Source organism: Cyanobium sp. ATX-6F1, from assembly GCF_047395825.1.
In the GTDB taxonomy this organism is placed as follows: domain Bacteria; phylum Cyanobacteriota; class Cyanobacteriia; order PCC-6307; family Cyanobiaceae; genus ATX-6F1.
In genome coordinates this window covers 341,470-353,862 of sequence record NZ_JBCEBF010000001.1, presented here as the reverse complement: position 1 = coordinate 353,862, position 12,393 = coordinate 341,470, and the positions used below count along the sequence as shown (strand labels likewise).

Annotated in this window: 11 protein-coding genes and 2 pseudogenes; 4 read left to right on the top strand and 9 right to left on the bottom strand. The window is 68.9% G+C overall.

Annotated elements, in window-relative coordinates:
* Positions 1–27: 27 nt before the first annotated feature.
* From AAF143_RS02200 to AAF143_RS02180, 5 genes and pseudogenes are all read right to left on the bottom strand, one after another.
* A complete protein-coding gene (locus AAF143_RS02200; protein ID WP_255005412.1) occupies positions 28–813 on the bottom strand; it encodes an RAD52 family DNA repair protein in 786 nt (261 codons plus the stop codon).
* Positions 814–878: 65 nt separating this feature from the next.
* Positions 879–1,520: a siphovirus Gp157 family protein gene (locus AAF143_RS02195; protein ID WP_255005410.1), complete on the bottom strand. Its 642-nt coding sequence runs from the start codon at positions 1,518–1,520 to the stop codon at positions 879–881.
* Positions 1,521–1,568: 48 nt separating this feature from the next.
* Positions 1,569–2,066 (bottom strand): SLOG family protein, encoded by a 498-nt coding sequence (locus AAF143_RS02190; RefSeq protein WP_414026453.1) that lies wholly within the window; start codon positions 2,064–2,066, stop codon positions 1,569–1,571.
* A gap of 539 nt (positions 2,067–2,605) precedes the next feature.
* Complete coding sequence (locus AAF143_RS02185; protein ID WP_255005401.1) at positions 2,606–3,778, bottom strand: Fic family protein; 1,173 nt, start codon at positions 3,776–3,778, stop codon at positions 2,606–2,608.
* A 427-nt stretch (positions 3,779–4,205) separates the two neighbouring features.
* A pseudogene (locus AAF143_RS02180) lies at positions 4,206–6,253 on the bottom strand (glycogen debranching protein).
* A 113-nt stretch (positions 6,254–6,366) separates the two neighbouring features.
* On the opposite strand from AAF143_RS02180, the gene AAF143_RS02175 reads away from it, so the two are divergent.
* The 3 genes from AAF143_RS02175 to gluQRS all read left to right on the top strand — a co-directional run bounded on the left by AAF143_RS02175 (position 6,367) and on the right by gluQRS (position 8,590).
* Positions 6,367–6,918: an MBL fold metallo-hydrolase gene (locus AAF143_RS02175; protein WP_414026452.1), complete on the top strand. Its 552-nt coding sequence runs from the start codon at positions 6,367–6,369 to the stop codon at positions 6,916–6,918.
* A 290-nt stretch (positions 6,919–7,208) separates the two neighbouring features.
* Entirely contained in the window at positions 7,209–7,511 is a 303-nt protein-coding gene (locus tag AAF143_RS02170; protein WP_255005397.1) for an HU family DNA-binding protein, read from the top strand.
* 59 nt (positions 7,512–7,570) lie between these two features.
* Positions 7,571–8,590 (top strand): tRNA glutamyl-Q(34) synthetase GluQRS, encoded by a 1,020-nt coding sequence (gluQRS, locus tag AAF143_RS02165; protein WP_409995599.1) that lies wholly within the window; start codon positions 7,571–7,573, stop codon positions 8,588–8,590.
* Between the two features lie 252 nt (positions 8,591–8,842).
* On the opposite strand, the gene AAF143_RS02160 is transcribed toward gluQRS, so the two are convergent.
* Positions 8,843–8,986 (bottom strand): hypothetical protein, encoded by a 144-nt coding sequence (locus tag AAF143_RS02160; RefSeq protein WP_255005906.1) that lies wholly within the window; start codon positions 8,984–8,986, stop codon positions 8,843–8,845.
* A gap of 27 nt (positions 8,987–9,013) precedes the next feature.
* Between AAF143_RS02160 and AAF143_RS02155 the strand changes: the two genes are divergently transcribed.
* On the top strand, positions 9,014–9,280 hold the full coding sequence (locus AAF143_RS02155; protein ID WP_255005395.1) for a hypothetical protein: 267 nt from the start codon (positions 9,014–9,016) through the stop codon (positions 9,278–9,280).
* A 10-nt stretch (positions 9,281–9,290) separates the two neighbouring features.
* Here the strand turns inward: AAF143_RS02155 and hypE are convergent, their stop codons facing one another.
* The 3 genes and pseudogenes from hypE to AAF143_RS02140 all read right to left on the bottom strand — a co-directional run bounded on the left by hypE (position 9,291) and on the right by AAF143_RS02140 (position 12,384).
* Positions 9,291–10,325, bottom strand: coding sequence for a hydrogenase expression/formation protein HypE (gene hypE / locus AAF143_RS02150; protein ID WP_414026451.1), 1,035 nt, complete (start codon positions 10,323–10,325; stop codon positions 9,291–9,293).
* Between the two features lie 3 nt (positions 10,326–10,328).
* Positions 10,329–11,338, bottom strand: a pseudogene (gene hypD, locus AAF143_RS02145) (hydrogenase formation protein HypD).
* 86 nt (positions 11,339–11,424) lie between these two features.
* Positions 11,425–12,384 (bottom strand): dihydroorotate dehydrogenase-like protein, encoded by a 960-nt coding sequence (locus AAF143_RS02140; RefSeq protein WP_414026450.1) that lies wholly within the window; start codon positions 12,382–12,384, stop codon positions 11,425–11,427.
* Positions 12,385–12,393 lie beyond the last annotated feature (9 nt).

Below are 12,393 nucleotides of genomic sequence, written 5' to 3'. Positions count from 1 at the left end.
CGATCTGAGCTGCCGGATCACTGGATCTCAGACAACGCTCTGGTGCTGAACCAAATACGCCTCGATCCAGTCGTGGTGACGCTTCTGACAAATCCGATCGGCGATGGAGGTGGCGTCCTCCGGGACCTGAAAGCGCTTGCGGAAAGCCTTGGTGAACCCCTCCAGCACCGGCCTCGGCAGACTGCGCAGGGTGGCCAACATCTGGCTGATGGTGGCCGGATCGAGGGGCGACAGGCTTGGGTCGCCTGTGGCTTCCGCTGCGGCGTTCTGTGCCGCGGGGGACGGGCGGCGATGGATCGACCTCTTGCCGTTGCTGGCAGGGACTTGATGGGCTCTGTCCCCTTCCGATTGGGTGACCTCCCGCTGCTGCTTGTCATAAAGCGCCAGCCCGAACGGGTTCCCGAAGGTCATCAGGGCACGCTTCATGGCATCGGTTTCGGACTCCTTGATGGCCGATTCATGGGCCTGGCCCAGGTCCACGTCAATGCCGTGGCCGGCGCCGGTTCCCTCGCGGATCAGTGGGGCGGTGCCCAGATGGCCGACGGTGATGCGAACCCGGGCTGTGTAGGTGACGCCCCAGCCAGGGCGGTTGTCCCGGCCGATGCTGCGCTCGCTCTGGTTGACGCAGCGGACTGAGGTTGTTTCTCGCGTCCAACCGTCAAAGCCAAAGATGCGGTTGGCTTCCGCGATCACCTGCCATCCCTCCAGGTAGCTGACGGTGGTCCGGCCCTGCTCCCGCTGACGCACCTTGGCGCGATCGAGGGGTGCAGTGAGGGTGGCGATCTGCTCGGCAGTAAAGGTGCTGCTGGTCATGGCTTGTTCTGTAAGGGGTGCAGTGGGCCGCCAGGCAGCGGCCCGGTTGAAACAGCTCTGGCCGGTCAGCGGATGCGCCAGCTGCGGCGGCTGATCAGCTGGGCGCCTGGGACGTCCTGGCCTGCCTTAAGCGCGTCTTTGATGAGCAGGCGATCCGGCTTCCAGCTGGTGGTGGAGGACTGCCACTCCCGCGCCAGGGTCTCCTCGTCCTCGATCTCGACGGCCTGGGATTTGCGGCTGCTGAGCTCGTGATTGGGGAAAGAGAAGGCGGTGGCGCCGGGCTGTAGCCGGGTGAGCACCAGCACCAGCGATTCCTCCAAGGCATCGGCCCGGCCGACATCGGAGCGGGAAAGCTCCGTGAGGCGCTTGGCCTGCTGCTGGCGATAGGCGGCCTGGCCGCGCAGATGCTCGATCACCCAGCAGGTGGCATCGGCCTTGGCCGCCAGGGCCTGCTTGTTGCCCTCCTCAGCCAGCAGGGCGGCCTCCAGCTCAGCGAGGGCCTGACTGCGGGAATCGTCGTCATCGGCCTCAAGCTGCTCGGCCAGCTGGCCGATGGCGGTGGTGAGCTCCTGGGCCTCGATGCCCAGCTGCCAGAGGGAACCGTTGCGCTGCAAGGCGCAGGCGGGACCGGCGGATTCAGAAGCAGCTACCGGTGGGGCAATGGCCGGAGAGACGGAAGCGATCGGGATGGGGGTGAGAACAGCCATGTCGTTGAGAGGAATGGGGAACGGAGGCAGCAACAGGCGCGGAAGGCTTCAACAGCGAGCGGCAGCAGCGGGATGGGCCCAGCGACCGGCGGATGGGCTGACTTCCACCACGGCGATCGGCACCGGGGAGCGTGAGGCCATCCGGCGGGCCTGCTGCACCAGGGAGGCGGTGCCTGGCCCGCCGGGGAAGGCCACCACCAGCACCGAGGTGGAGACACCGGGGGAGGAGTGGGACAAGGCCCGGGCAACGGCCAGTTCGAGCAGTTCCCGATTACGGATCGGCCCGGCAGCCCGGCCATGGCGCCGCCACTCGGCAGGCATGACCAGTGCCGACCAACCCAGCTGATGGGCGGCGCGGGCGATGGCGGCATCGGCTCCGCGTGCTCCGCCATGGAGCAGCAGATGAACGAGCCGGCCGCTGCTGCGGGCCAGCAGCTCAGCAGCCACCCGCTGATGGGGCCAGGCCAGATCTCGGCCGCCGCCGGCCACGATCACAAGGGAGCGACCGGGGCCCACTTCAGGCCTGGATGAAGTACAAACAGCCATGGAATCAGTTGCCGCAGGTGACAACTGATCGGGGCATCATGCCGCTGATACGAATGCGGCGGTGATGGCGAGATCAGGGGATGACGTTGCCGCAGGCGATGGGCTCGGGGCCTTTGGCGCTGACCTAATCTTAGCAGTACAAATCCACTTTATGCAGGCCAGAGCCACTGCAATCACTGGAATTTGAGGGGTCACAGCTCACGCTCCACGGCTGAATTGAGTGGCGTCCAACTGGCCATCTTTGTGGCCAGCTTGGTGCTCCAGGCCTGATTGATAGCCCGCGCAGCCGCGCGAGGGAACCTCTTGCAATCAGCACACCTGATCCATCAAGCACCAGCCGGCCGGATGAGCAGCGGCACCGCAGCCGCGGGAGAGGCGCCGTGCAGGCGTGACCTCAGCCACCCATCCCGGTGGCGGCGAGGAGCGAAGAGATCACGCGAGCGCAAGGGTCGGTGACCGCGCAGCGGCCTCATCGACTCGCGCAGCCCTTGCGCCGTGTGACACCATCACTCCCCGCTCCCGGGGTGGGCCTTCATGGCTCAGAGCGGCTCAGTGCCCTCGCTGAGGATGGCCAGATAGGCGTCGTAGGCGAACAGGCGATTGCGCCGCCCACCGGTGATCTCGCGGGCGATCCCGAGCTCGACCAGGGTCTCGATGGCTTTGCTGATGGTGGGAAAGCTCAGGCCGCTCATCGCTCGGATCTGGCCGATGCTGGTCAGTGGGCGCTGGCGCAGGGCTTGGAAGATCTGGCGCACGCTCGGACCAGACCGCCCCAGGCCCGTGAGCCTGGCCTCGTCGCCGCGAAAAAGCGCCAGCAGCCGGTGTGCGGTGGCGACGGCTGAGCTCGCGGTGGTCACGATTCCCTCCAGGAAGAAATCGATCCAGGCCTCCCAGTCGCCCTCGCGGCGAACACCTTCCAGCAGCTCGTAGTAGCGGCTGCGGTGCTGCTTGAAAAACAAGCTGAGGTAGAGCAAGGGCTGCTGCAGAACGCCGGCATCGATCAGCACCAGCACGATCAGGAGCCTGCCCAAGCGACCATTGCCGTCGAGGAATGGGTGGATCGTCTCGAACTGCACGTGGGCCAGGGCGGCACGCACCAGCACCGGCAGCTCGTGCTCGTTTTGGGCGGTTCCATGGATGAAGTGCTCCAACTGCGCCATGCAGTCCTCCACTAGGCCCGGTGGCGGCGGCACGAAGCTTGCATTGCCGGGCCGGGTGCCGCCGATCCAGTTCTGGCTGCGGCGAAATTCACCAGGAAGCCGATCGGCCCCGCGGCCCCGTGCCAGCAGCTTGGCGTGGATCTCCCGCAGCAGGCGGGAGGACAGAGGGAATCCTTCCCGCAGCCGCGCCAGACCATGCTCAAGGCCGGCCACGTAGCTGGAAACCTCCACCACGTCATCAAAGGGAACACCAGGCGCCTCTTCCAGTTCAAAGAGCAGCAGATCGGAGAGGGACGACTGGGTGCCCTCGATCTGGGAGGAGAGCAGCGCCTCTCGCCGCACGTAGGTGTAGAGGAAAAGCTCTGGATCCGGCAGCAGCGCCGAGACTCCGTCCAGACGTCCGCAAGCCAACAGGGCTCGCTCGTGCAGGGCCTGAAGCGGCCCTTCAAGAGTGATCGGTGGATGAGGAGGTAGCGACGCCGGCACGAAGGCCCGCACGGATTCTCCTGTGGTGGTGCTGATTTCGTAGCGACCTGTGGACTCGCGCCGCATGGGAACGTCCCTCGACGAACCTTGAACACAGCCGAAGCTTATTCAAGGAAAGCAGGCTTGCCTTTAATAGGGGCGGCAAGGAGTGGTCTGCTTGCGCTTGGGGTCTTAGGTCAACGGCGTGGCGTCCGACTGCCTTCGTCTCGGAGGTCCAGAAGCTGTCTCGCCAACTCCCAAGAACCCCCTGCTCGATTTTTGCCGCCGGGGCTTATTGACAACGCCTGCGCCAAAACATCTCACATAACATCTCACATGGCCGATTTTTGTAATTGAGAAACCAGTCACAGCAATGAGACTGGGCATTTTATAGCTCAGCCTTCCAAGCTGATGATGCGGGTTCGATTCCCGCCGCCCGCTCTTGTTTTGTTGGCACGACGCCCGTTGTGTTGGGGGTTCCTCTCCTGATGTGACGGGCGGTTCCGCTTCGTCCTCAGAGCCTCACTCCTGCCAGCAGCGGGGCGGCCACCAGCAGCATCAGGCTGCGGCTCTCCAGCGGCGCCCCCGGCGGACTCCAGCGTTCGGGCCGCTCGGGCAGGTCCTGACCGGCGGGCAGGGCGGTGTCGATCACCCGCAGCCAGCCGCCGGGGCAGGGGGGCAGATCGAAGTGCATGGCCTTGAAGTAGGCGTTCATGCCGCACCAGAGCAGCGCCCCCTGGTGGGGGTCTCCAGGCTCCAGGCCAGGGAGTGGGACCACTTGGCCCAATCGGGGGCATTCAGCTCCACCCCGTGCCAGTGGCGTTGGACCGGGAGCTCCTCGAGGGTGGCCTGGTCGGGGTTGAGCAGCGGTGTCAGCCGCTCCCGTAGCCGCAGCAGCCGGCGACAGAATTGCCGCAGGGCCAGGTCTTGGGCGTTGGCGCGCCAGTGCATCCAGCCGATCGGGTTGTTCTGGCACCAGGCGTTGTTGTTGCCCCCTGGCTGCGGCGCACCTCATCGCCCATCAGCAGCATCGGCACCCCCGGTGCCAGCAGCAGGGAGGCCAGCAGGTTGCGCAGCTGCCGCTCCCGCAGGGCCACCACCGCATGGTCGCTGCTGGGGCCCTCCACCCCGTGGTTCCAGCTGTTGTTGTGGTTGTCACCGTCGCGGTCGTCCTCGCCGTTGGCGAGGTTGTGCTTGCGGTTGTAGCTGACCAGGTCCGCCAGGGTGAAGCCATCGTGGGCGGTGATGAAGGTGATGCAGCGGCCGGCCTCCGCCGGCTGGCCGCCAAACAGATCCGGGCTGCCGTTGAGCCGCTGGGCCATCGACCAGCTGGTCTTTTCATCGCCTTTCCAGAAGCTGCGCAGGTCATCGCGGAAGCGGCCGTTCCAGGCGGCCACCCGCCGGGCCGGAAAATCGCTCAGCCGGTAGAGGCCGCCGCAGTCCCAGGGCTCGCTCACGAGCTTGAGATCGCTCAGTTCCGGGTCGGCCTCGATGTCCTCGAACAGGGGCGGCTGGTCGAGGGGGCGAGACCCTCCCCCGCGAGAGGGCAATGCCCAGATCGAAGCGAAAACCATCCACCCCCAGCTCCAGGGCCCAGCAGCGCATCGATTCCAGGATCAGCCGCCGCACCAGGGGCCGGTTGGCCGCCACGGTGTTGCCGCAACCGCTCACATCCAGGTACTCCCCCTTGGCGGTCTGGTGGTAATAGAGCCGGTCGTCGAAGCCCCGCCAGCTGAGGGTCGGGCCCTCCTGGTTGCCTTCGGTGGTGTGGTTGTAGACCACATCCACCAGCACCTCGAGGCCGAGCTGGTGGCAGGCGCTCACCAGCCGGCGCACCTGCCCCCGGGCCGTGAGCGGATCACCGCCGGCGACGTAGGCGTGGTGGGGCGCCAGCCAGCTCAGGGGGCTGTAACCCCAGTGGTTCAGCCGGCCGTCGGGGGCGTCGTGGGGATCGAAGGCCATCACCGGCAGCAGTTCCAGGGCGGTGACCCCCAACGCCTTGAGCTCGCCGAGCACCTCGATCAGCCCGAGATAGGTGCCCTGCAGCGCCCGGCTCACCGGGCAGCCGGGGCCCTGGGTGAAGCCGCCCACGTGCAGTTCATAGATCACGGTGCGCGACCAGCTGTGGCGGGGCCGCGGCGCCGCCTCGAAATCGAAGCGGTCCCGTTCGGTCACCACACCCTTGAGGCAGCTGCTGGTGTTGGGGGCGGCGCCGGCGGCGGCGCCACGGCGGTAGACCTGCCAGCCGTCGATCGCCCGGGCGCAGGGATCGAGCAGCACCTTGGAGGGATCGAAATTGTGCTGGCCGGGCAGCAGGGGCCCGAAGACCCGGTAGCCGTAGCAGGCCCCCAGCCCCAGCCCCGGCACCTCCACATGCCAGTGGTCGCCGGAGCGGTGGCGCCCATCCAGGGCAATCACCCGATCGGGTTCGGGGGAATCGCCGCGCTCAAACAGCAGCAGTTCCACCCGGGTGGCCCGGGGCGCCACCACCGAGAAGTTCACGCCAGCGGCGGTCAGACTCGCCCCCAGGGGCCAGGGGTGTCCCAGTTGGATCGACGCCAAGGGCCCGCGCAGATGGCGTCACAAGCTAGGTCGGTGATCCGGTTCGGTGACTCCATGGCCATCGCCAGCCCCAGCGAAACCGGACGACCACCCCAGCCGGTGCAAGACAACCTGTGGGTGTTCGCCCCCAGCCGCGACAGCCAGGGGGCACCGCCTGGTGGCAGGCCCTGCCGGGCGGCGGTGGCGGCGTGCTGATCGATTGCCCGGGGTACACCGAGGCCAACCTGACCTTTCTGCGCGAGCGCCAGAGCGGCAGGATCCTGCTCACCAGCCGCGAGGGCCATGGCCGCTGCCGGCGTTTCCAGGAGGCGCTCGGTTGGCCGGTGCTGGTGCAGGAGCAGGAGGCCTATCTGCTGCCGGGGGTGGCCCGGCTGGAGACGTTTGCCGAGGAGGCCGAGCCCCAGCCCGGGGTGCGCCTGCTCTGGACACCGGGGCCCACGCCGGGGGCCTGCGTCGTGCTGGCGTTGGAGGCGGGCGGGCTGTTCTGCGGACGCCTGCTGGTGCCCACCGGCGTGAACCAGCTGGCCCCCCTGCGCACGGCCCGCACCTTCCACTGGCCGCGGCAGCGGCGCAGCCTGGAGCGCCTGCGCCGCTGGCTCCCCCCGGGGCCCCCGACTGGATCGCCAGTGGGGCGGGGCTGGGGGCGCTGCGGGGCGAAAAGCTGATCAGCGGCGGCCGCCGGCTCCTGGAGGACCTGCTGGAGGATCTGGCCGCTCAGGCCGCAAGGGAAGGCGAATGAGCCGTTCGCCGATCGGCCCACGGCGAAGCTCGATTGTGTGCCCTGGGCAACCAAAGGCCCCCTTGAGCGTTCGTGCGGGGCCAAAACTATGGCTGAGATTGATGTTCCGGTTGCCTGGGGCCGCGAACACCCATACGATTAGCGCGCTCACACCCACGGCCGCAAGGGACTCTCCGACCCGCACGGCTTCCGCTGATCCGGAGGATTCCGTTCCCGATGACCAACAAAGCTGATCTCGTCAACCTCGTTGCCCTCCGCACCGAGCTCACCAAAACCGATGTGTCCCTGGTGATCGATACTGCCATCGAAACCATCATCGATTCGGTGGTGGGAGGAGAAAAGGTATCCATCCTTGGTTTCGGTTCCTTCGAAGCCCGCGAGCGCTCCGCCCGCCAGGGTCTGAACCCCAAGACCGGCGAGAAGATCGCCATTCCCGCCAAGCACGTGCCCGCCTTCACCGCCGGCAAGCTGTTCAAGGACCGGGTCCAGACCGAGTCGAAGAAGACCAAGAAGAAATGAATCCGCCCCTTGGCGGCTGAGCTGGGCGGCCCGCTGGGCCGCCTTTTGCTGGCCCAGCGGTGGCGTTGCCGGCCCATCTGGTGCCCCTGCTGCGGCCCGCCCCTGGGCGGAACCCGGCCGAGGTCGCTGGGCCGGCGCCCTACCGCGGTCGCTTCGCCCCCTCCCCCACCGGAGAGCTGCACTGGGGCAACCTGCGCACCGCCCTGCTCAGCTGGCTCGACGCCCGGCTGCATCGGGGCGAATGGTTGCTGCGCTTCGACGATCTCGATCGGCCCCGCAACCGTGTCGGCGCCGAGGACGCCATCCTGCGGGATCTGGACTGGCTGGGGCTCCACTGGGATGGTCCGCTGCTGCGCCAGAGCGAGCGGCGGGGCCTCTATGGCTCGGTGCTCTCGGCCCTGCGGCGCTCGGGCGAGCTCTACCCCTGCCGCTGCAGCAGGCGGATGCTGGCGGACCCTTCAGCGCCCCACGGCGAGGCGCCGGTCTATCCGGGCACCTGCCGGGGGCGGCCGAACCGGTGGGGGATCGAGGCGGGGCGCCTGCCCAGTTGGCGCCTGCGCCTGCCGGACGCGCCGATCCAGTGGCGGGAGCGGCTGGCGGCCCCTGGAATCCTGCAGGCGGCCCGGCAGGTGGGCGATCCGGTGCTGCGCCGCGCCGACGGGGTGCTGGCCTACCACCTGACCACGGCGGTGGATGAGCTGGCCCTGGGCATCACAACCGTGGTGCGCGGGGAGGATCTCTGGGCCTCCACGGCCCCCCAGGTGGCGGTGATCGAGGCGTTGGGGGGAGTGGCCCCCAGCTACGCCCATGTGCCCCTCTGGCGCCAGCCCTCGGGGGAGCGCCTGGCCAAACGCCAGGGGGCTGAGGGCCTGGCGGCCTGGAGGAGCGAGGGGCTGGGCGCCCCCGAGGTGATCGGGCGACTGGCGGGGAGCCTCGGCCTTGTGGCTAGGCCCAGCGCGCTGAGCGCCAGGGCTCTGCTGGAGCAACTGAGCCTGGAGGCGTTCGAGCGGGCCCTGAGTCTTAACAAAGGCTTCGGGATCAAGGGCGCCCTGGGGTCCGAAACTGGGTTCAACTCCTGATTGTTTTGATGAGCGACCCGCTCACCCCATCACCAGACTCCCCATCACCCAGCCCTGGTGATCGTCCCTGCTGCCAAGCCTGCGGCGGGAGCGGTGTGCTCCGGATGAGCCACCATCGTTTTCGCACCTGCCTGGATTGTCTCGGTCAGGGGGTGCTGCCGCAGTTCAGCGCCAGCCCAGAGCTGACCCGCCTCCTCAGCGGGGAGAGCAAGGCTGCTCCCATCGCGCCCGGGGTGGTGGGGGAGGCCGAGGTCAGCGCGGGGGCTTTGCGGGTTTCTTCGCGATGAAGAAGACCGCGGTGGCCACCACCACCGCCAGCGGGGCGGCGGTGAGCAGCAGCAAGATGACGGCGGTCCAGTCGGTGTACATCGCTGCGTGGAAGGAGACCTCTGCCATCATTACCTTGAAGGGTCCGCGCTGAACATGGTTCGAAGGTTTCGCCCCCTGCTCGCCAGCGCCCTGTTGCTGGGTTGTCTGGCCGCGCCGGCGGGCTCCCGCGCCGATGTGCGTTTTCAGAACTGCACGCCGGCTCCAGGTGGTGGCATCACCTGCGACACCCGCCCCGAAGGCAACACCTTGCTCAACGACGAGGCAGCCCGCTTCGGTCTGTTCAACGACGCCAGCCCCGGCTGGGATGAGTTCAACCCCTACCAGGGGGTGGATCAGATGTTGGGTGGCAACCAGAGCTGAGCTGAATCCCTCAGGCTTCAACAGATCCTTGGCAGCTGCTCCCCCGGCCTGGATCCAGCCAGCGCCTCACCCCCATGGCGTTCTCCAGGCGCACCTTGCCGGTCCCAGGACCCTCCACCTGGCCGATCCGCTGGGCCGTCGGCTGCACCTGCCTGAGCAGGGCGAGGGCGGCCTCCGCCTGGGAGTCCGGCAGCGCCACCAGGAAGCGACCCTCGTTGGCCATGGCCAGGGGTTCAAGCCCCAGCAGGTCGCAGGCGCTGCCCACGGCGGCGGCCACCGGCACGGCTTCCTCCAGCACCAGCATGTCGAGGCCGGCCGCCGCCGCCAGTTCATCGAGGGCCGCCGCCAGGCCGCCGCGGGTGAGGTCCCGCAGGCCGTGGAGTTCCAGGCCCGCGGCCAGCAGGGCTTGCACGTCTTCGTGCAGGGGTGCCAGGTCACTGGGCAGGGGGCTGCTGAAGCCCAGTTCATGGCGGGCGGCCAGGATCGCCACCCCGTGGCGGCCCAGGTCGCCGCTCACCAGCAGGGCGTCGCCGGGGCGGATCGCCGCCGGGCCGATCGCCAGGCTGTGCTCAATGCGGCCGATGCCGGCGGTGTTGAGGAACATGCCGTCCCCCTTGCCCCGCTCCACCACCTTGGTGTCCCCGGTGACCACCGCCACGCCGCAGCGCTCGGCCGCCGCCCGCAGCGAATGGAGCACCCGTTCCAAGGTGGCCAGGGGCAGGCCCTCCTCCAGGATCAGGCCGAGGCTGAGGGCCAGGGGCTGGGCCCCCACCATGGCCAGATCATTCACGGTGCCGTACACCGCCAGGGAACCGATGTCGCCCCCGGGGAACTCCAGCGGCCGCACCACATAGCTGTCGGTGGTGAAGGCCAGCGGGCCTTCCTGGGCCGGCAGCAGCGCCGCATCGAGGGCGCCCCCTGCGGGAGTGCCCAGGATGGGCAGGATCAGGGTCTCGAGCAGCTGGCGGCTGAGGCGGCCGCCGCCACCGTGGCCCAGCTGGATGGTGCCGGAGGGTTCTGTTGGTATCGGGCAACCTGAGGTCATGGCTCAGGGGCGGTAGCGGTGGTAGGCGGCACAGGCCCCCTCCGACGACACCATCGGCGCCCCCAGGGGCCGATCGGGGCTGCAGTGCGTTCCGAAGCTGGGGCAATCCGTGGGCCTGGCCAGCCCCTGCAGCACCCGGCCGCTGAGGCAGACGGGCTCGTCTTGCGCGGCTGGTGTCGATTCGGTGCTCGCGGCACTTTGGTGCGGCCCATCGGCAGCCAGGGCGTCGTAGGGGGCGCGCAGGCACAGGCCGCTCAATCTGAGCACCCCGAGGCCCCGCCAGATTCGGTCGCAGGGCACGAACACCCGTTCGATCAGCGCCTGGGCGGCGCCGTTGCCCCCGTCTGGGGCTCCCTGGAGGTAGGCGTTCTCCACCCGGTGCTCCCCCTGCTCCAGTTGGCTCACGCAGCGCAGCACCCCTTCGAGCAGTTCGATCGCCCCGAAGCCGGTGGCCACGATCGGCACCCGGTGGCGCTGGGCGATCGGCTCGTACTCCGCCAGGCCCATCACCGCCGCCACGTGGCCGGCGGCGAGGAATCCCTGCACCCGCGCCGCTGGCTCGGCCAGGATCGCCTCCAGGGCCGGCGGCACCCGCACCAGGGACACCAGCAGCTTCAGGTTGCTGAGCCCCTCGCTCCAGGCGTGGTGGGCCAGCAGGGCGGTGGCGGGCGCGGTGGTTTCGAAGCCCACCGCCAGAAACACCACCGTGAGCTCGGGGTGGGCGCGGGCGATGGCCAGCACGTCGAGGGGGCGTAGACGATCCGCACCCGGCCGCCGCCTGAGCGCACCGTGAGCAGATCGTTGCCGCTGGAGCCCGGCACCCGCAGCATGTCGCCGTAGGTGCACAGGAGCACGCCGGGGGTGGCGGCCAGGGCCTGGGCCCGATCGATCACGGCGGCGTCGGTGACGCAGACCGGGCAACCCGGGCCGTGGATCAACTCCAGTTCCGGGGGCAGCAGCTGGTCGAGGCCATGGCGCAGGATCGCGTGGGTCTGGCCGCCGCAGACCTCCATCAGGGTCCAGGGCCGGGTGAGGCGGGCGCGGATCGACGCCAGCAACGCCTGAACCTGGGCCACCTGGGGCGGATCGAGTCGTTGGCTCACCAGGGCCCCTGCTGGGCATAGCTGCCCAGGGCGCGCATGTACTGGGCCCGCTCGAACTCCTCCGGGTCGGGGCTGCGCCGCTGGCTCATGCAGCCGCGCAACTCCCTCAGCGAGAGGTGGCCGTGCGCCTCGAGCCAGGCGCGCAACTCGCTCTCCAGTTGGCGCAGGTGGCCCGGGCCGTGGCGCAGCAGGGCGCTGACCACCTGGGTGATCCGTGCCCCCACCATCAACAGCCGCACCACATCGCTGCCGCTCTCGACGCCACCGCTGGCGGCCAGCTCCAGCTCGAGGCGGCCCTCCAGCAGGGCGATCCAGCGCAGGGGCGCCCGCAGGTCGGCGGCCGTGCTCAGCAGCGGGTTGGGGCGGATCTCCAGGGTTTCGATGTCGATGTCGGGTTGGTAAAAACGGTTGAACAGCACCAGACCACTGGCCCCCGCCGCCTGGAACTGGGCGGCCATGTGGGCCAGGTTGGTGTAGCTGGGGCTTGGCTTGACCGCCAGCGGCAGGGCCACTGCGGCGCCGACGGCGCGCACGATCGCCACATGCTGCGCTTCGATCTCGGCGCCCGGCAGCCGTGGGTCGGTGGGCACGCTGTAGAGGTTGAGTTCGAGGGCGCTGGCGCCGGCCTGCTCGATGGCCCTGGCCGCCTCGGCCCAATGGCCCGGCCGCAGGCCGTTGAGGCTGGCGAGGATCGGGATGTCGACCCGGCGCCGGGCGGTTTCGATCTCCCGCAGGTAGCCATCCAGGCCCAGGTGGGCCGGATCAATGCTGGGCTGGTAGCTGATGGATTCCGGATGGCTCTGGGAGCCGAGCTGGTGGTGGTGCTCCCACTCCAGCCAGTCGCGTTCGACCTGCTCGAGGAACAGGGAATGGAGCACCACGGCGGCGGCACCGTGCTCGGCCAGCAGCGGGATCCGGTCGGGATCGGCGCTCAGGGGCGCGCAGGCCCCGACCACCAGGGGGAG

Coding starts and splice junctions, on each gene's coding strand:
- AAF143_RS02190 (WP_414026453.1), bottom strand. CDS start 2,066: ATGGCTGTTTGTACTTCATCCAGGCCTGAAGTGGGCCCCGGTCGCTCC.
- AAF143_RS02155 (WP_255005395.1), top strand. CDS start 9,014: ATGGTTCGAAGGTTTCGCCCCCTGCTCGCCAGCGCCCTGTTGCTGGGT.
- AAF143_RS02185 (WP_255005401.1), bottom strand. CDS start 3,778: ATGCGGCGCGAGTCCACAGGTCGCTACGAAATCAGCACCACCACAGGA.
- AAF143_RS02195 (WP_255005410.1), bottom strand. CDS start 1,520: ATGGCTGTTCTCACCCCCATCCCGATCGCTTCCGTCTCTCCGGCCATT.
- hypE (WP_414026451.1), bottom strand. CDS start 10,325: ATGACCTCAGGTTGCCCGATACCAACAGAACCCTCCGGCACCATCCAG.
- AAF143_RS02170 (WP_255005397.1), top strand. CDS start 7,209: ATGACCAACAAAGCTGATCTCGTCAACCTCGTTGCCCTCCGCACCGAG.
- AAF143_RS02200 (WP_255005412.1), bottom strand. CDS start 813: ATGACCAGCAGCACCTTTACTGCCGAGCAGATCGCCACCCTCACTGCA.
- AAF143_RS02160 (WP_255005906.1), bottom strand. CDS start 8,986: ATGGCAGAGGTCTCCTTCCACGCAGCGATGTACACCGACTGGACCGCC.